This window comes from Streptomyces sp. NBC_00887, from assembly GCF_045207585.1.
Genome location: NZ_CP108788.1, coordinates 9656372 through 9674450 on the forward strand (window position 1 = coordinate 9656372; position 18079 = coordinate 9674450).

The 18079-nt window shown below is 67.7% G+C and carries 14 protein-coding genes and 2 pseudogenes; 9 read left to right on the plus strand and 7 right to left on the minus strand.

Features of this window, described 5'->3' with window-relative positions:
- Positions 1 to 10 precede the first annotated feature (10 nt).
- Positions 11 to 133, plus strand: coding sequence for a hypothetical protein (locus OG844_RS44035; protein ID WP_406387589.1), 123 nt, complete (start codon positions 11 to 13; stop codon positions 131 to 133).
- Here the strand turns inward: OG844_RS44035 and OG844_RS44040 are convergent.
- Positions 88 to 978 (minus strand): annotated as a pseudogene (locus OG844_RS44040) (transposase); the annotation flags it as partial. The gene OG844_RS44035 and the pseudogene OG844_RS44040 overlap by 46 nt on opposite strands.
- Before the next feature lie 207 nt (positions 979 to 1185).
- Here OG844_RS44040 and OG844_RS44045 point away from each other — a divergent pair.
- Positions 1186 to 1308, plus strand: coding sequence for a hypothetical protein (locus OG844_RS44045; protein ID WP_406387587.1), 123 nt, complete (start codon positions 1186 to 1188; stop codon positions 1306 to 1308).
- Positions 1309 to 1491: 183 nt separating this feature from the next.
- Here OG844_RS44045 and OG844_RS44050 read toward each other — a convergent pair whose 3' ends face one another.
- Positions 1492 to 1719 (minus strand): hypothetical protein, encoded by a 228-nt coding sequence (locus OG844_RS44050; protein ID WP_406387586.1) that lies wholly within the window; start codon positions 1717 to 1719, stop codon positions 1492 to 1494.
- Between the two features lie 102 nt (positions 1720 to 1821).
- Positions 1822 to 2163 (minus strand): DUF6233 domain-containing protein, encoded by a 342-nt coding sequence (locus OG844_RS44055; RefSeq protein ID WP_406387584.1) that lies wholly within the window; start codon positions 2161 to 2163, stop codon positions 1822 to 1824.
- Positions 2164 to 2524: 361 nt separating this feature from the next.
- Between OG844_RS44055 and OG844_RS44060 the strand changes: the two genes are divergently transcribed.
- A complete protein-coding gene (locus OG844_RS44060) occupies positions 2525 to 3106 on the plus strand; it encodes a fasciclin domain-containing protein (RefSeq protein ID WP_406387582.1) in 582 nt (193 codons plus the stop codon).
- Positions 3107 to 3154: 48 nt separating this feature from the next.
- Here OG844_RS44060 and OG844_RS44065 read toward each other — a convergent pair whose 3' ends face one another.
- Positions 3155 to 3292: a hypothetical protein gene (locus OG844_RS44065; protein WP_406387580.1), complete on the minus strand. Its 138-nt coding sequence runs from the start codon at positions 3290 to 3292 to the stop codon at positions 3155 to 3157.
- Positions 3293 to 4152: 860 nt separating this feature from the next.
- Between OG844_RS44065 and OG844_RS44070 the strand changes: the two genes are divergently transcribed.
- From OG844_RS44070 to OG844_RS44095, 6 genes are all read left to right on the plus strand, one after another.
- Positions 4153 to 6423 carry a catalase gene (locus tag OG844_RS44070; RefSeq protein ID WP_406387578.1) on the plus strand — a complete coding sequence of 757 codons (2271 nt, stop codon included), beginning with the start codon at positions 4153 to 4155 and terminating at the stop codon, positions 6421 to 6423.
- 261 nt (positions 6424 to 6684) lie between these two features.
- On the plus strand, positions 6685 to 7077 hold the full coding sequence (locus OG844_RS44075; RefSeq protein ID WP_406387576.1) for a hypothetical protein: 393 nt from the start codon (positions 6685 to 6687) through the stop codon (positions 7075 to 7077).
- An 11-nt stretch (positions 7078 to 7088) separates the two neighbouring features.
- Complete coding sequence (locus OG844_RS44080; protein ID WP_406387575.1) at positions 7089 to 8273, plus strand: zinc-dependent alcohol dehydrogenase; 1185 nt, start codon at positions 7089 to 7091, stop codon at positions 8271 to 8273.
- A 182-nt stretch (positions 8274 to 8455) separates the two neighbouring features.
- Positions 8456 to 9493 carry an NAD-dependent epimerase/dehydratase family protein gene (locus tag OG844_RS44085; RefSeq protein ID WP_406387573.1) on the plus strand — a complete coding sequence of 346 codons (1038 nt, stop codon included), beginning with the start codon at positions 8456 to 8458 and terminating at the stop codon, positions 9491 to 9493.
- 242 nt (positions 9494 to 9735) lie between these two features.
- Positions 9736 to 10827, plus strand: coding sequence for a glutamate--cysteine ligase (locus OG844_RS44090; protein WP_406387571.1), 1092 nt, complete (start codon positions 9736 to 9738; stop codon positions 10825 to 10827).
- Between the two features lie 581 nt (positions 10828 to 11408).
- A complete protein-coding gene (locus OG844_RS44095) occupies positions 11409 to 13025 on the plus strand; it encodes a phytoene desaturase family protein (RefSeq protein WP_406387569.1) in 1617 nt (538 codons plus the stop codon).
- A gap of 136 nt (positions 13026 to 13161) precedes the next feature.
- Here OG844_RS44095 and OG844_RS44100 read toward each other — a convergent pair whose 3' ends face one another.
- The 3 genes and pseudogenes from OG844_RS44100 to OG844_RS44110 all read right to left on the minus strand — a co-directional run bounded on the left by OG844_RS44100 (position 13162) and on the right by OG844_RS44110 (position 18078).
- Complete coding sequence (locus OG844_RS44100) at positions 13162 to 14037, minus strand: SDR family oxidoreductase (RefSeq protein WP_406387567.1); 876 nt, start codon at positions 14035 to 14037, stop codon at positions 13162 to 13164.
- 1458 nt (positions 14038 to 15495) lie between these two features.
- Positions 15496 to 16557 carry a YihY/virulence factor BrkB family protein gene (locus OG844_RS44105; protein ID WP_406387565.1) on the minus strand — a complete coding sequence of 354 codons (1062 nt, stop codon included), beginning with the start codon at positions 16555 to 16557 and terminating at the stop codon, positions 15496 to 15498.
- 288 nt (positions 16558 to 16845) lie between these two features.
- Positions 16846 to 18078, minus strand: a pseudogene (locus tag OG844_RS44110) (transposase).
- Between the last annotated feature and the right edge of the window lies 1 nt (position 18079).

The following is an 18079-nucleotide window of genomic DNA, read 5'->3' on the forward strand; positions in this document are numbered from 1 at the left end:
GGATGTCCGCATGACGACACGACCGACGATCACCCCCGTACGCGGGGACATCACCGAGCAGCCCGCCGACGTCCTGGCCAACGCCAGGACGCGGGCGCGCTTCCTGCGTTCGGCGGCCAGGACGTCGCGGTGACGGGTGTTGGCGTTGCGCCAGCGCAGGTAGGCGTGCAGGGCTCGGGTCTGCACCGGGTGGTTGGGGTGGTTCGAGTTGGCGATGGTGAACTGCCGTAGCCGTCCGAAGTGGGCCTCGATGGGATTGGTCCAGGAGACGTAGGTCGGGATGAAGCACAGTTCGACCCGGTGTTCTTTGGCCCGGTCCCGGAGGCGGGTGCTCTTGTGGGCGGACAGGTTGTCCAGGATCACGTAGATCGGGGCGCCGTCGGGGCGGGCCGCTCGGATCGACCGAAGCGCGGCCAGGGTGTTCGCGGTGCCTTTCTTGCGCGGTTGACGCCCCACAGGGTGTCGTCGCCGATCGAGTAGCAGCGGTGGAGGTACCGCACGCCGTGGGTGCGGTGGTAGGTCGCGGGGTGCCGTTCGGGTGGCCGGAGGTGGCCCAGGCTGATCCACCGGTGGGCCGAATCCCGAGCGGCCCGAACTCGTCGAATGCGAAGATCCGGTCCGGGAAGCGGTCAAGGACGTGCTCGATCCGGTCGAGCTTGGCGTCGCGCTCGGGGTCCGGGGACTCCTTCCAGGTTTTGGTGCGCTGGAAGGTGACGCCGCGGCGGGCGAGCAGGCACCGTAACGCCTCGCGACCGATGCGGGACTGAGCAGGCGGGAACGGCCTCCCGCCCAGCGAGGGTCCAAGCCAGCCAGGCCGATCTCGTTGAAGCGGTGGATCACGCCGCGGACGGTGTCCTCTTCCGCCTGCACCAACTCGGCCATGACGGGGACACGGTTTCCGCCGGCCGAGGCCAGCAGCATCATCGCTCGCCGGTAGCGCACTGAACTGGTGCTGCCCCGGCGCGCAATCTGCAGCAGCCTCTGCCCTTACCGGTCGGTCAGTCTGCGCACGCGGAGAGGCTCGGCCACTGCACCTCCACCGGACGGAATCGGGCATCACCGCACCTCCAACCGCCCCAACCACCAACCCGGCGAACCGATGTGGTCACAGCACTAGATGCGCAGCATGAGGCGACGCACAAGCTTGGCGAGGCCTGAGATCCGGCCTACGCGGCCTCAGACGACGTGGCCGCCGCCATCGCCGAACTCGCCGAAGAGGACCGGGTCCTCGGCGCCGACCACCGCGACACTCTCAACGCGCGGCACGCGGCCGCCCGCTTCCGCGGTGCGGCGGAGAATCGGCCGTAGATCTCCTGGCAGAAGTTGGCGCCAGCACTCGAGGTCGTCGTCACAGTTTATCGGCGTACGGGTGTCTCAGCTAGGACTCCTGGGCCACCCTTGCGGGGCACCGCAAGCTCCCTGGAGGTGAGGAGCCGTTGCCCTCGTGCGTCGGTCCCCGGGGACGGTGCTCGTCTCCGGGGACCGCACGCGTCACCGCCGTGCGAGCACCTGCACCACCACCAAGGTGAGGCAGGAAGCACCGACGTGCGTGGCGGTCGACCTGACGGCCCGGACGGCCCGGACGGCCCGGACGGCCCGGACGGCGCGGCGGGCGGTGCGCTTCGGCGCGGTGACTCGGGCTCGGCCGATGCTCAGATCGACGTAGGGTCGGCGCTCGATCTCCTTCTCCCGGCGGTGGGAGGTCTTCTTGGTGGGCATGGACTTTCTCCTGTCCGTTCGCTGACGGACAGGACTGTGCGGGGTGCGAGGGTTAGCGGCGCAACCCCCCTCGGGCCTCGAAGAGCCCCTTCATGCCAGGCCCTACTGATCCCGCAGATCCGTCTGCGGGGTACAGATCTCACACATCACGATGTACGTCTCATGTGTCACCACAAGCCGCGCCTGCGCTCGGTCCAGCAGAATCCCGTCCCTGGCCTTGTATGTGGCGCAGCCACCGCGGTGCAGCACCGGCGGCGCCTCACCGCGCTTCGGCTGGATCTTCCACCCCTGATCCGCGCGCGCCTGCTCCGCACGGTGCCGGTTCTGTTCCTCCTGGGCCGCCAGCTCCCGGATAGCCGTGTCCGTCCGCTGCAGCTGATACGCCAGGTACTCGCGGGTGATCCGGAGCTTGTCCAGGCGAGATATCTGGGACGGGTCGGGCATGGCTATGCCTCTGGCGTCGCGGAGATCCTGCGGGCGGCAGGAACTCGCCGACGGCCGTCAGCATCTCTACGAGGCCGAGATGAAAGAAGGGCGCAGTACTCGCGGCCACCCGGACCACAGGGCACAGCCCTGAATGCTGCGTGTGCGTCGTCGGCGTAACCTGTAAGTCGGTGGTCCCTGAGGCGGCGGGGCGGTTCGTCCTTGTGTGCCGAGCACAGTCCGCTCCGTAAGCGCTGCCCACTCGTGGTTTCTCAGAATTCTGCGCCGGAAGTCATCCGACTGGGCTACATCGCGCGAAGACATTGATGTGACGGGCAGCAGCATATGCCGCCACTCCTCCCACCAGTAAAAGGTGAAGGTCATGATCATCAACCATTTCAGGGGTGCCGCTCTCACCGGAGCCGGTGCGCTTCTCGCCCCCCTAGCCCTCTTCGCCGTGGCCCCCGCAGCGAACGCGGGCCCTGTGGCGGAGCCGTTCGGGCCGGCGTGTGCGTCCCTGCCGGCCAGTGGCGAAGGCAGCGCCGCCGGCATGGCAGACGACCCGGTCGCCACCGCTGCGTCGAACAACCCCGAACTGTCCACCCTCGTCACCGCCGTAAAGAAGGCCGGCCTGGTGGACACGCTGAACAACGGCGAGAACATCACCGTGTTCGCGCCCACGAACGCTGCCTTCGAGAAGATCCCGAAGGCAGACCTCGACAAGATCCTCAATGACAAGGAGAAGCTGACCGACCTGCTCACTTACCACGTTGTCGGCGAGAAGGTGACCATCGACGAGCTGCCCGACGGTTCGTTCAAGACCCTTCAGGGCGGCACGTTGACGACGTCCGGGTCCGGGGACTCGTTCAAGGTGAACGACTCGGCGGCGATCGTCTGCGGTGACGTCGAGACGGAGAACGCGACCGTTCAGCTCATCGACACCGTGCTGATGCCCGCGTCCTGACAGGGCTCCGGCACTACAGGGCTCCGGCCCGCCCCGCGTTGAAAGGTGTCAGAGCGCGTAGCGGATCGGCAGCCAAGGAGCGTGGGTGTGCACCAGGCGGCGTACGGTCTCCACCGCGGCCGTCCTGGTGCTGTTGCGGTACCGCACGATCCAGCTGCCGTTCTCCGAGCGTCCGTTGGTCTCCACGGGCGGAGCACGACGGTCGAAATAGAGCCCGATGGTGCTGCCTGGCGGGCCTCTACTGGAACGAGCGGTCGGCGGACGTTCCATGTCGCTCACGGCACTGGTAAGGCGAACGAAGAGAGCGATCAACAAAGCCCTTCCAGAACAGGTCACCAGCCCTACCCCGCTTCGGAGAGCAGAGGGAAGCTGACCGGCGGGTTCCCTCCCTTCAGCTCAGGTTGCATCGTGATCGGAACCTGGAGCTCAGCTGCGGCAGCTTGCACGACGCTTCGAGCTCGACTCGCACGTCCCAGCGCCTCCCGAGCGGGTGTCGAACCACTTCGTCGTCACCCTGGAGAGAGTCCACCGCCTCACAGAAGGTGGCGAACTCGTGGGACACCTGGGTCGCCTGTTCGTAGGCCTCAGCCGCGACATAGTCCAGCTTCTACCCGTGTGGGTACGCCCAGTCCGCATCCCTCCAGTGGTGCATCTTGGCCGGGCGGTCGCCGACACCGCCCGGCCGGGGACAGACCCTGTCCGGTCGGTAACGCGGCTGATCCGAGCACCGGTCCGATCCTGGAGGTCGGGAAACGGGAGCCGCTGGCCGGGGGGGGGTCTGGCGCGCCAGGCTTGGTGACTGTCTGCCCTGCGCCTAACGCGTACCCGGTGCCCGGTGGAGCTGTTGCCAGACACCCCGCTCGGACGCTGTCTATCGACAAACGACCCGAAACGACTCTCGCCCGGTGGTGCTGGGCGCAACGACGAGGACCAGGAGGGTGGCGGGCACGTGCCAGGCGGCGCAATCAGCACGCTCAGCGCGCTTTCGGGCGTTATTACTGTTTTACCCCTGTCCGTCCAGTGCTGAGCCTCTCGGGAGCCGATTCATGAGCGAGAAGAAGAACCCTCTGAAGGCGGCTGCCAATGCCGTGCTGGGCAGTGACGGCGCCGAGGACGGCATCCCGGGGAAACCGGCCGTCGACCCGCCCTCGGCAGAGGAGCCCACAACACCGCGAGAGCCCTTGCCGGCCAAGCACGACCAGAGCGGTCCGGAGACGGTGAGTCCCACGGGACAGCCCACGGGCGCGGACCGCGCCCGGATGGCGCAGAGCGGTGCCTACCTGACCACAGCGCAGGGCGCACGCCTGTACGACACCGACCACTCGCTGAAAGCAGGCCCCCGCGGCCCGGTGCTCCTCCAGGACCACCACCTGCGGGAGAAGATCACCCACTTCGACCACGAGCGCATTCCCGAGCGGGTCGTCCACGCCCGGGGAGCCGCCGCCCACGGCGTCTTCCGCGGTTACGGCACCGCGGCGCGTATCTCGAAGGCTGCGTTCCTGGCGAAGGACGTACAGACTCCGGTCTTCGTCCGGTTCTCCACAGTCCTGGGCTCACGCGGATCGGCCGACACCGTGCGTGACACCCGGGGCTTCGCCACGAAGTTCTACACGGAGGAGGGCGTCTTCGACCTCGTCGGCAACAACATCCCCGTCTTCTTCATCCAGGACGCCATCAAGTTCCCCGACGTCATCCACGCCGGAAAGCCCCACCCCGACCGCGAAATCCCCCAGGCACAAAGCGCGCACGACACATTCTGGGACTTCGTCACCCTGCACACCGAGGCGACCCACCACACGCTGTGGAACATGTCCGACCGGGGCATCCCGCGTTCCTACCGGATGATGGAGGGCTTCGGCGTCCACACCTTCCGGCTCGTCGACGGCGAAGGCACCTCCACCCTGGTGAAGTTCCACTGGAAGCCAAGGCTGGGCGTCCACTCCCTGGTGTGGGAGGAAGCGCAGATCGCGGCCGGTGTCGACCCCGACTTCCACCGCCGTGACCTGGCCGACGCCATCGAGGCCGGTGCATTCCCCGAGTGGGAACTGGGTATCCAGACCTTCCCCGACAACCCGGAACAGACCTTCGAGGGCATCGACCTGCTCGACCCCACAAAGATCGTCCCCGAGGAGCTCGCCCCCGTTCAGCCGGTCGGTCTGATGACCCTGAACGCCAACCCGTCGAACTTCTTCGCCGAGACGGAACAGGTTGCCTTCCACCTGGGCAACCTCGTCCCCGGCATCGACGTCACCAACGACCCGCTGCTCCAGGGCCGGCTCTTCTCGTACCTCGACACCCAACTCACCCGGCTCGGCGGCCCCAACTTCCCACAGCTGCCGATCAACCGCACCCACGCACCCGTCAACGACATGCTGCGCGACGGAATGCACCAGACTGCAGTACACCGGGGCGTGGCACCCTACAGGCCCAACTCCCTTGACGGAGGATGCCCGTTCCAAGCGGGCGCGGACACCGGCGCCTTCATCGAAGTACCCGCCGAGGTAGCGGAAAGTCGGAAGGTGCGCGAAGCCCCGGCTTCGTTCGACGACCATTTCAGCCAGGCCCGACAGTTCTGGCTCAGCATGAAGCCGGTGGAGCGCGAGCACATCGTCACCGCATACACCTTCGAGCTGGGCAAGTGCTACGAACAAGTCATCAAGGAACGTGCGCTCGGGGTGCTGGCGAGAATCGATGCCCAGCTCTGCGAGGAGGTCGCAGCAGGACTCGGCCTGCCCGCCCCCGCAGCCGAAAAGGCGCTGCCCGAACCGGCCCCGAGCCCCGCACTTTCGCAAGTGGGCGCGGTGTGGCCGCTCGACGGGCGGATCATCGGCATCGTCGCCGACGCCAACGCCGACCTGGACGGCGTCCGGACCGTCCGCCAGGCAGTGCTCGATGCCGGTATGGTCCCGCTGGTCATCGCCCCGGCCGGCGGCCGGCTCGCTACGGATGGCAACCCCATCACGGTCCAGCGCACCTTCGCGACCGCCCGCTCCATCGAGTTCGACGTCGTCCTGCTCGCCGGAGCGCCGGGCCCCGGCGGTGATGCCGCCGGGGCGAGGGACGCCAAGGCGGACAACACCCGAACCGCGTCGGCGGTCGCCACCGACCCGCGGGCCCTGCTCCTGGTGAACGAAGCATTTCGCCACGGCAAGGCGATCGGCGCATGGGCCGGCGGCGAAAGCATCCTCGCGCAGGCCGGTGTCCCCGTAGACGCACCGGGCGTGGTGAGCGAGGAGAACGGCATCGCTGTCCTGGAGAAGATCACCACGCTGCTGGGCACCCACCGCGTCTGGGCGCGATTCGCCCCGCAGGCCTGACACTCTGACCTACGCATGCCGCTGCAGGCCAGACAGCGAGCCTGTAGCGGCAACCCCACCGAGAACAGACCCCACCTGTCCGTCCCGGCGGTCCGTGCTGAGAGCGCCACAGCCGCGCTGCTGCGCCTCCTTCACGTACGCACTGTCTGGGATCACTGCAACAACATCGACTCGCGCCGTTTGCCGAGCGAGCAGGTCCGATCCACCGTCGGCTCCACGAACCCGCTTCACCGGTACGGCAGGTCTGGGCCGGCGAGAACTGTGGCGGCGCTGAACGCGGGTGTCGGCCGGGCAAGGGCGTTTCTCGAAACTGATCTGGCCGACGAACTGGAGTTGCTTGATCTGAACGTCCGTTTCACCATGCCCGGGCCGACCGAGATGGACTTCTTCCACCGCGCGGGCATGGACGACACCAAAGTCGGCCGGCAGTCCAATGACGATCCAGCTTTGGTGGCCGAGCAGGGCCTGGACGTGTTCTTCGCCGGCAAGAACAAGATTGTCGCAGGGTCGGTCAAGACCGAGGGCCAGGGACGGGCCTCGGTCAAGACCGAGGCCCAGGGACTGGCCCACAAGGTCCTTCCCGATGCGGCCAAGGCCGAGGCGCACCGGGAGATGGCGGAACCGGGCTCGGGCGAACGCGACGGCACCGAATAGAGGAAGGCAGCATGAAAGCTCTGACGTGGCACGGTAAGCGCGACGTACGGATCGACACCGTTCCGGACCCCGAGATCCAGGATCCGACCGACGTGATCATCAAGGTCACGACGACCGGGCTGTGCGGATCCGACCTGCACCTGTACGAGTTGTTCGGCCCCTTTCTCGGGGCCGGAGACATCCTCGGCCACGAGCCGATGGGCATCGTCGAAGAAGTCGGCGCGGAGGTCACCAATCTGCGCCCCGGCGACCGGGTCGTCGTCCCGTTCAACATCTCGTGCGGATCCTGCTTCATGTGCCATCAAGGCCTGCAGTCCCAGTGCGAGACCACCCAGGTGCGTGAACACGGCAACGGGGCAGCCCTCTTCGGCTACACCAAGCTCTACGGACAGGTTCCCGGCGGGCAGGCGGAATACCTGCGTGTGCCATTCGGGAACACCCTTCCCATCGCCGTGCCTCCCGGCCCTGCGGACGACCGATTCATCTACCTGTCGGATGTCCTGCCGACGGCCTGGCAGGCCGTTGATTACGCGGCGGTGCCGTCCGGCGGCACCGTCGCTGTGCTCGGGCTGGGACCGATCGGGGACATGTGCACCCGCATCGCCGCCCACCGAGGTGCCGGCCAGGTGATCGGGATCGACCTCGTTCCCGAACGGCTGCAGCGGGCACGAGCACACGGTGTCCACACCCTCGACCTGAACGAGCACGGCAAAAACATCGGCGAGGCCGTCCGCGACCTGACACAGGGCCGCGGCCCCGACGCCGTCATCGATGCTGTCGGCATGGAAGCCCACGGCGCCCCCATCGTCAAGGGCATGCAGAACATGACCACACTCCTGCCTGATGCACTGGCCGCCAAGCTGATGCAAAGCGTCGGCGTGGACCGACTTTCCGCCCTGTACCTGGCCATCGACCTCGTCCGGCGCGGCGGCACGATCTCGCTCTCCGGCGTCTACGGAGGCATGACCGACCCCATGCCGCTGCTGACCATGTTCGACAAGCAGGTGCAACTGCGTATGGGTCAGGCAAACGTATGGCGCTGGGTCGACGACCTCCTGCCGCTGCTCACCGACGCGGACCCGCTGGGCGTCGACGACTTCGCCACACACCGCATGCCCCTGGCCCAGGCGCCGGAGGCGTACAGCATGTTCCAGAAGAAGCAGGATGGCGCGGTCAAGATCCTCTTCACACCCTGAATCGCCGCAGGATCACGCCCGAGGAGCGACTGTCTGAAGGTCGACAGCGACCGGCGTGCGCGATCGGTCAGACCACGCACCCGGAGAACGCAACGCACCTCACGGCTTGCAGTGGTGAGCCGTCCTCGGTCGGGCCGACGCTTCGGCTTCGAGGGAACAAGGTCCGTACAGAGGAGTGACATATGAGTACAGGCCCCGCTCCGCGCATCGTGGTCACCGGTGCGACCGGCAACGTGGGAACAAGCGTCATCCGAGTTCTGTCACGCGACCCGGGGGTGGGATCGGTCCTCGGCCTGGCCCGGCGCCGCCCACAGATCACGTTGCCCGGCGTGGAGTGGGACACGGTGGACCTCTCCAGCCCGGCCAGTGCCGGCACACTCAAGGCCCAGTTCGCAGGTGCAGATGCCGTCATTCACCTGGCGTGGCGGTTCCAGCCGACCCACGACCCAGTCGTGACGTGGCAGAGCAACGTCGCGGGGTCGCTACGGGTCTTCGACGCGGTGCGTGATGCGGGAGTCCCAGCCCTCGTGCCCGCCTCAAGCGTGGGGGCGTACTCTCCCGGCCCGAAGGAGGAGCCTGGTGTCGACGAGGATTGGCCGACCCATGGATGGCCCGACGCCGCATACTGCCGGGAAAAGGCATATTTGGAGCGGGTACTCGATACCTTTGAACTGCGTCATCCCCAGATCCGTATCGTGCGCATGAGGCCCGGCTTCCTGTTCAAGGAGCAAGCGGCCAGCGAACAGCGTCGTATCTTCGCGGGCCGCTATGTCCCCGGCACACTGCTTCGGCCCGACCTTCTGCCCTTCGTGCCGGACCTCGACGGCCTACGCTTCCAGGTCCTCCATACGGACGACGCCGCCGAGGCTTACCGCCTAGCCGCACTCCACCACGTTCGGGGCGCCTTCAATCTGGCCGCCGACTCAGTGACCGACGTCCGTGCCCTCGGTGAACTCCTCGACGCCCACGTAGTCCCGCTGCCCCGGGCACTGGTGCGCGGCGCCCTGGCCGCCGCTTGGCAAGCACGTGCCGTCCCTGCCTCCCCGCATCTGTTCGACGCCGTCCTGCGGCTGCCGGTGATGAACTGCGGCCGTGCACACGACGAACTGGGCTGGGCACCGGTTCACTCAGCCGACCAAGCGCTGCGCGCTTTCCTGCACGGCGTACGCCACGGCAAAGGCGAGGACACCGCTCCGCTGGCGGGAAGGAGCTTCGGCTGAACGAACCAGCGTCGGCCGCAGAGAGGTTCCCCCCGGCAGGCAACCGGGGGAACGAGCACGGACGAGTTCCTCCCCTTCGTTCACGCACTCATGAAAGTCACGCGCGAATCCAGCGAAGGGCTCAGGCTGCTGCATGCTGGGACAGCGATGTACATCTTCGTGGTGGTCTACCCGGGCGGACGGACGACGCCGCCTGCGGCACATGCGAGAGCGCGCCTTACGGCGACTGTCTGGGAGGCGTGATGGTGCGGACCGTTGGTGTCGAGGAGGAGCTGTTGCTCGTCGACGAGCACAGTGGTGAGCCCCGGGCGCTGTCAACGGCGGTGCTGGCACTTGCGGAAGTCCGCGCGGAGGGAGATTCGGCCTTCGAGTCGGAGCTGCACCTTCAGCAGATGGAATTCGCCACCCAACCGTGCAGCGCGATGGCTGAACTGGCGGAGGAGATCCTGCGCTGGAGGGCCGAGGCGGCGGAGAGCGCCGCGCAGGCCGGGGCAGCGGTGGCGGCTTTGGCGACGGCCCCTCTTCCCGTCAACCCCCCGATCGGGGAGGGAGAGCGGTATCGGTGGCTGGCCGAGCGGTTCGGTCTGACCACCCAGGAACAGCTGACCTGCGGATGCCACGTACATGTCGCGGTCGACTCGGACGAGGAAGGCGTCGGGGTGCTCGACCGGATGCGTCCCTGGTTGCCCGTTCTTCTGGCGCTCAGCTCCAATTCGCCCTTTTGGCAGGGGCAGGACACCGAGTACTCCAGCTATCGCAGCAGAGTCTGGGGTCGATGGCCCTCGGCCGGGCCGGTGGAAGTCTTCGGCTCCGCAGACCGTTACCACGAACAGGTTCAGGCGCTGGTCGACACAGGGGTCCTGCGCGACCAAGGAATGATCTACTTCGATGCCCGGCTCTCCCACCGGTATCCGACAGTCGAGGTGAGAGTGGCGGATGTCTGTCTGGACCCGGGCGACACCGTGCTTCTTGCGACGTTGGTACGCGGCCTCGTCGAAACGGCGGCCCGCGAATGGCATGCCGGCGGCCCACCGGATCCGAGCGGGGTGAGTGTCCTTCGCATGGCCACCTGGCAGGCCGGACGGTCAGGGCTGGAGGGCCGGTTGCTGCATCCCCGCACCATGCGCCCCGAGCCTGCGGCGGATGTCATCGGTGCCCTGCTCAGTCACGTCCAAGCGGCCCTGGAGGAGACCGACGACTTCAGCTCGGTCGAGAAGGCGCTCAAGAACCTCATGGAGCGTGGAACCGGGGCGCGGACGCAACGCGACGCGCTCGCGCGCACCGGCAGCCTGCGCGCCGTGGTAACCGAGTGTGTCTCCAGGACCCAGGGCTGAAATCGGTCCCCGGCCAGGGCCCACCCGCAGACGGTCGCCCACGATGAAGCCGGACCTGTATCGGCCGGAAGGGAGCCGGCGCGAGCGGACAACGTCGACGCACTACACGGGCACTGCACCATCATGCCGCCGACACGACGTCAGTGGCGAGCATGCAGCGCCCGACGGCAGCACCGTATGACAGGTTGGCGTAGTGCGACGCCCCGCCCGCACGCGGATATCCGGTGACCAGTTCCACGTAAGAGGTGACTGTCGCCAGCCGGACATAACGCGACTGGCTGTGGAGCCCAACGGCACGCCGAATTCGGCGGCGACCTGTCCCACCAGGGCCTGCACGCCCGTGCCAAGGACGTCCCCAAGGATGAAGAGTGGGAGCAGAGGAGTGGTCAGGGCCTTCTCGAGGGGTGGAGGGGTATGTGATGTGGGTTACCCGCAGGGTGCCCGGCAGGCGGCGGATCGTCCGAATGTTTGCTTTAGTGAATCCTGTGCGCACCAAGTGGTCTGGTGGCAGCCCGGGCCGTGCCTGAAGAGCACGGCTGGGCGGTAGGGCGGACTCGGAACGGCGAGAACGGGAGGTATCGATGCCGGACGCGGTGGTTATCGGTGCGGGGCCCAATGGCCTTGTGGCGGCGAATCTCCTTGCCGCTGCAGGATGGAGTGTGGAGGTGCTGGAGGAACAGCCGGAGCCCGGCGGCGCGGTCCGCAGCGATCGAGGCGTCCACCCGGACTACGTGAGCGACCTCTTCAGTGCCTTCTACCCACTGGCCGCCGCATCCCCTGTTCTCGCAGGACTCGACCTGCAAGATGAAGGGCTCAATTGGAGTTGCGCCCCGCGCGTCCTGGCACACCCGCTGCCGGACGGCCGCTGCGCGGTTCTCGAACGCGGAGTCGAGGACACAGCGGATGGGCTGGACATGTTCGCCGCGGGCGACGGGCCCGCCTGGCTCGACCTGTACGGCACGTGGAATCGCCTGGGTCCAGACATCCTGCGTGCCCTGTTCACCCCTTTCCCGCCGGTGCGCTCCGGCGTTCGCCTAGCGGCCAGGCTTCGGGCGGCCGGCGGGCTTCGACTGGCGAGGATGTTGTTGCTGCCCGTGCGATGTCTGGGGGAGGAGCAGTTCCGCGGAGAGGCAGCCAGGCTCCTGCTCGCGGGCAACGCGCTGCACGCGGACCTCGGCCCCGAAGCTGCAGGCAGCGGGGGCTTCGGGTGGCTGATGTCCATGCTCGGACAGACTTACGGTTTTCCGGTGCCGGTCGGGGGCGCCGGGGCGCTCACAGCGGCTCTGGTGCGGAGGCTGGAGCGGCACGGCGGCGTGGTCCGGTGCGGGGAGCGTGTCGACGAGATCGTCGTGCGCGGCGGACGTGCTGTTGGCGTACGCACCGCAGGGGGCGAGTCCGTACCGGCATCCCGCGCCGTCCTTGCCGACGTGTCCGCACCGGCGCTGTACGGCGAGCTGGTCGGCGCGCAGCACCTTCCCGACCGGCTGCTCAAGGACCTGCGCGCATTCCAGTGGGACTTCGCGACGTTCAAGATCGACTGGGCGCTGACCGCCCCGGTGCCCTGGACCGCTGGTGAGGCTGCCTCGGCGGGCACGGTCCACCTGGCCGACGGGGTCGACGGTCTCACCCGCTTCGCGGCGCAGATCGCCACGGGCCGAGTGCCTGACCGCCCCTTCCTCCTCTTCGGGCAGATGACCACAGCCGACTCCACTCGCTCACCCGCCGGCACCGAATCGGCTTGGGCCTATACGCACGTCCCGCAGCGGATCAAGGGTGACGCGGGTGAGGACGACCTGACGGGGCGATGGGACCGGCGCGAGCAGGAAGCCATGGCCGACCGCATGGAGAACGAAGTCGAACGCTGGGCCCCAGGATTCCGTTCCCGTGTCATCTCCCGCCGCGTTCTCGCACCGCCCACCATCGAGTCCATGAACGCCAATCTGCACGGCGGCGCGATCAACGGCGGAACCGCAGCAGCCCACCAACAACTTCTGTTTCGGCCGGTCCCGGGCACCGGGCGGCCCGAAACACCAGTGAAGGGCCTCTACCTCGCCTCAGCCTCCGCGCACCCCGGCGGCGGAGTCCACGGTGCCCCTGGTGCCAACGCCGCGCGGGCCGCGCTGCGCGGGGCGCGCGGTATCCGCCTGCACGTGTCGGGCACGCCGTGGGCGGACCGCACAGGGCGCAGCACCGGATGATCGACAGTCCCGGGGCGCGGCTTCCCGTCGCCCAGTCGGGGCACCGACAACGGGGCGTTGTGGCCGGCACTCTGTTCATGCCGAGGGGGACTTGCTCGCCGATGTGGGGCTGTCACATGAGCGGCCGGCCTGGGTGTCAGGCCCGCGTTCGTTCGGTTGCCTCTGCTGCACGTCCACCGGCCCCCAAGAGCCCGGTGCCTGCGAATTGTGAACGTGTCAGCTCCCGGCGGGCCAGCCGCGAGACCAGCCCGGGCAGACCGGCGCGCACCGCCTGGACGCTCCGGAGCCACCCGGGCACGTAGACGGAAGGTGCCCGCCGTTCGACTGCGTTGACCACGAGACGGGCCACGTACTCCGGGGGATAGGTCTTGCGGGCCGGTGGAGGCATGTGGGCCCGGAGCTCCCGCAGCACGGCGTGCTGGTCGGCGTCGCGGATCATGTCGGTGTCGATCCAGTTCAGATAAGCGATTCCCACGCCGACCCCACGGGGGGCCAGTTCGGCGCGCAGGGAATGCGAGAAGGACTCCACGCCTGCTTTGGAAGCGCAGTACGCGCTCATCATCGGCGCGGCGCCGATGGATGCGAGGGAGGCGATCTGAAGGTAGTGACCGCGGGTGCTGAGCAGTTGGGGCAGGAACGTCCGTGCGGTGATCGCGCTGCCTACGAGGTTGACCTCGATCACGCGCCGCCAGCTGTCCGGGTCGGATTCGGCAAACGGACCTCCCTCTGCCACACCGGCGTTGGCGATGACGACCGAAACCGGGCCCAGTTGACGGACCACCTCCTCGGCCGTGCGGGCCATCGCCTCGTCGTCAGTGACGTCTACATGCCAGTGCTGGGACGCGGTCGGAAGTTCGTCGGCCGTCCGGGCGAGAGCGTCCTCCTCCAGGCCGAGCAGAGCCACGCGGACGCCCCTCTCGGCCAGCTCTCGGGCGACGGCCTCTCCGAGGCCGCGTGCGGCGCCGGTCACCACGGCTGTACGTCCGCTCAGGATGTGCTTCCGATCAGTCACGAGAGCTCCTGCGAGTGTGTGGCGGTGGTGGGTGATCAGGCGCGAACAGAGGCCGATGAGGGCGGCCCGGAGAGAACGAGCGACGAAATGACCCGTCGGAACAGCACCGTCTGACGGCGCTGCCCGCCGAGTGGGGTGAGAACGTCTCCCGATCGCGAGCACTACAGCGCGACCGTGTCGCCGCGGTGATGGTCGCTCGCATGCTGCGCTCCATCATGAGCAGTGCGGCTTCGGCAAGGTCACTGTGGGTGTGGGCTCACGGACAAGTTCGCCTCTCGGCCCGGCCTGAGCAGTCTCGATGATTTCGCCGTGGTGACAGCGCCATTCGGCGTCATTGTCATTTCCGTGAATGACGGGCACGCCTTCGGCGTGCGCTGTCGCCAGAAGCTGGACGATGTGAGGTAACGCCTTGCGTATGGACGGAAACAAGAAACTCGGCTTCGGGGTGCTCATACGTGTTGATCACGTCGATCAGGATGAGAGCGTTTCCCCACCGCTTCATGATCTCACCGATTGGATAGCGCGCATGTTGTCGGCCCGGTGAGTTCCTGCGGACGCTTCGAAGGTGAGGACCCACGGCCGGCGAAGGAAAGGGATAGCGACCGGGGTGCGACGGCAACTGGGTCCGTGATCGGGCCGCTGTATGGGCCGGGCCTGGGAGACATATCGCGTGCTGCAGCCGGAGAGGCCGGCCTCCCGCTCGCGGCAGTCGAGCCAAGCCCTGCTCTGTCCCAGCTCAAGGAGTGGCCGGGGGACGGCCGGACTCTCGGCCTTGTCACCGACGGTGCAGACGACCTGGACGGCGTACGCGAAGTACGTCAGGCAGTCCTCGACGCAGGGATGACTCCGCTGGCGGTCTGGTGATGCATCCGCCCGGGCCGGGCGGCGCCGGACCACAGCGTGCGGCCTGGTGGTCGCATGGGACGCCGAATACGAGGTGTTCCAGGAGCGCAAGACGTCTGGAGCTGTATTCATCCAGGAAAACGGCTGTGGCTTCTCGACCCTGCTCGTCGTCACGGCTCCGCACCACGGCTCACTGTGGTTCGACGGCCGGGCCACCTGCGACCAGATCCTGCCTTCGAATCTGGACGATCAGCCCGTGTCTTTACGGACTGGCGCGCGCGAAGGTCCATATACCTGGTCGGCCGGTGAACGCTGCCGGGCCGACTTCCCCCGAGGGCGGTGTCGACAGCCCGGTAGCAGAACTCCCGAACCCGCCCATCGATCAGGACTCTCGTCCAGGCCAATCGTGGGGCAGGTCGTAAGCAGCGATTTTCCCTGGTTCGTTCGATGAGGTGGCCGCGTTCGAAGTCGGCGCCGGCTCGGACGAGGGCGACGAGGGGGGGGTCACGGACCGCCGCGTCGGGCCAGCACGGTCAAGGCCGTCGCGTCACCGAACCGCCGGTGCGCCGGAGGGCGACAGCCCGTTTGCATGCGCCTGCTCGGGAGAAGGCGAACTCAGTCGGAGCGCGGATCGGACGGTCCGGCGTCGCCCATGGCCCTGCGGTCCTCGTCGGTCCACTTGCGGGTGTCCCGCGGGGCTACGTACGGCTCCTTCAGGTGTGGATGACCGCCGATGATGGCCCGCTCCCTGGCCATTTCCGCATCGAATTCGAGGCCGAGCAGAATCGCCAGGTTCGTGATCCACAGCCAGACCAGAAAGATGATCACGCCTGCCAGGGCGCCGTAGGTCTTGTTGTACGAGCTGAAGTTGGCGACGTAGAAGGCGAAGGCGGCCGACGCAACCATCCAGATCAGGAGCGCCAGCAGGCTGCCCAGCGACACGAACTTGAAGCCTCGCCCCTTGGCGTTCGGTGCCGCCCAGTACAGGATCGCCAGCATGAGGGTCACCAGCACCACCAGGACTGGCCACTTCGCGATCGCCCAGACGGTCATGGCCGTATCGCCGACCCCCAGCGCGGTGCCGAGCCGACGGGCGAGATCGCCTGAGAGAACGACGATCAGCGCGCTGACGCAGGCCAACACCATGAGCACCAGAGTCAGACCTACGCGGACCGGAAGCACCTTCCAGACAGGACGGCCCTCGGGCAGGTCGTACACCGCGTTGGAGGTCCGGATGAACGCCGCCACGTAGCCGGACGCCGACCACAGGGCAACCGCCAGACCCACGATCGCCACCACCCAGCCGGTCCCACTGCTGGACTGCAGTTGGGTCACGGCGTCTTCGAAGACGTCACGTGCCGCTCCCGGGGCCAGCTTCTTGATGTTGTCCAGAACGGTCTGTGTCGTCGACTTGCCCGCGATGCCGAGTAGTGAGACGAGGACCAGCAAGGCGGGGAACAGGGCCAGAATTCCGTAATAGGTCAGGGCAGCTGCCCGGTCGGGGAGTTCATCCCGTTTGAACTCCTTCAGCGTGCGCCTCAGCACCGCCCCCCAAGAAGCCTTGCCAACCTTCGTGGGCGTGTCGGGCGCGTTTCGCTCCACCTGCGGGTCCGGTCCAGCACCCGACCGTTCCCCGCGCGGACCTGCGCTGTCCTCACTGCGCTGTTCACTCGGCATATGGAGCACACAACCTCAGTCGCACCAGCTACGCGACTTTCCAGCCGGTTTATGCGTCTCAATGGATGACCGCCCACTGACCAAGCGGCCGCATCACCACTGCAGAATGAAATGCCGCCACCTGCCAGCGCACTCTTTCGTGTGGGCCGCCGACGAAGTCGGTGGCCCATTTCGTTGCCGATGACCGTGGTTGGGCAGGCCGTGGGCCCGAGCGTCGTGTCGGGTGAACGCCGGGTTCCACTACTCCGGGATGGAACGTTCCCTCGAAGGGATGGGTGGATCTGCTGGTCAGCCCGGGTTCGGGAGCACGTCGAGAGGCTCGATAGCGTCCGCAATGACGTCGGTCCAGGGCCAATGGCGTGCGAATCTCAGGTGCCGGAGGCGGGCAGTTGTGACGAGTTGGGCGGCGGCGGAGGAGAGGCGGTGCCGCAGTCGGCGGGGCTCCCACCTGCGGGTTTCACCGGTCGGAGCGAGCATGGGCATCCAGGCCAGCAGGTCCAGGGCGATCTGGACGATCTCCAGCCAGATCTGGTTCTGCGCGGTGTCGTGCAGGGGCAGGTTGCGCAGTCCGGTGGCGCGGGCGGCCCGGATGCGGCCCTCGGCGCGTGCCCGCTGGCGGTGTCGCAGTTCGATTGCGGCGATCGGGGCGTTGGTGGCGAACGCGGTGAGCCGCAGTCCGTCGGCGTCGGTGAATCGCAACTGGGCGCCAGGGTGCGGGCGTTCTTTGCGGACGATCAGCCGCATTCCCTTCGGCCAGCCCTTCATTACGTCACCGTCGAGCTCTGCGACCCACGCGCCGTCACGGATGTCCCCGTCCGACCGCCCAACTCGCCCTGGCGCAGCTACCGAAGACATACGGGCGTGGACGCCGCACGCTGATCCGCACCGACTCCGCCGGCGGCACCCACGAGTTCGGTGATGTGGGCGGTGGGGGTTTCGCTGCCCGCGTTCCCGGGCCGCAGCAGGGCGGCCACCGGCTCTCCGGTGCCGCCGCGTCCGTGGTCGACGAAGCCCATCAGTGGGCGGTGTCCGTAGGTCTTCTTCCAGGTCGCGGTGGCGTCATGCTTCCCGGAGTGGGCCAGTACCAGCACTCCGTCCAGGTCCACGATCACCTGACCGGTGGTGTCCGGCGAGGAGGCTCCAGCCAACTTCCAGACACGCTCGCGCTTCGGCCCGAGCTGACCGGATCGCGGTTCAGGGCCTTCGGGCCGGCCGCGCCCAGGGTGTCGATGAGGCGGGAGACGGTCGGGTCGGAGGCAACCAGGCCGAACACGGCTGACTCGGCCCGCAGCATCCCCATGTCGGCCAGACAGTCCCCGCCCAGCGCGACCGCGAGAGCCACGTCCAGCAGAATCTTGCCCGGATCGTGCGCCGCCCGAGCCTTCCCCACGGTGCCAGCACCGCTGATATCGCGGTGTCCAAGCCGACCTTGCGGACGGTCTCGACCAGCAGCACGCCCCCGGCCCGGGAGACCACCGCCCGGCCGCAGCCCTCGATGCGGACACGCGGGTACGACCCCATA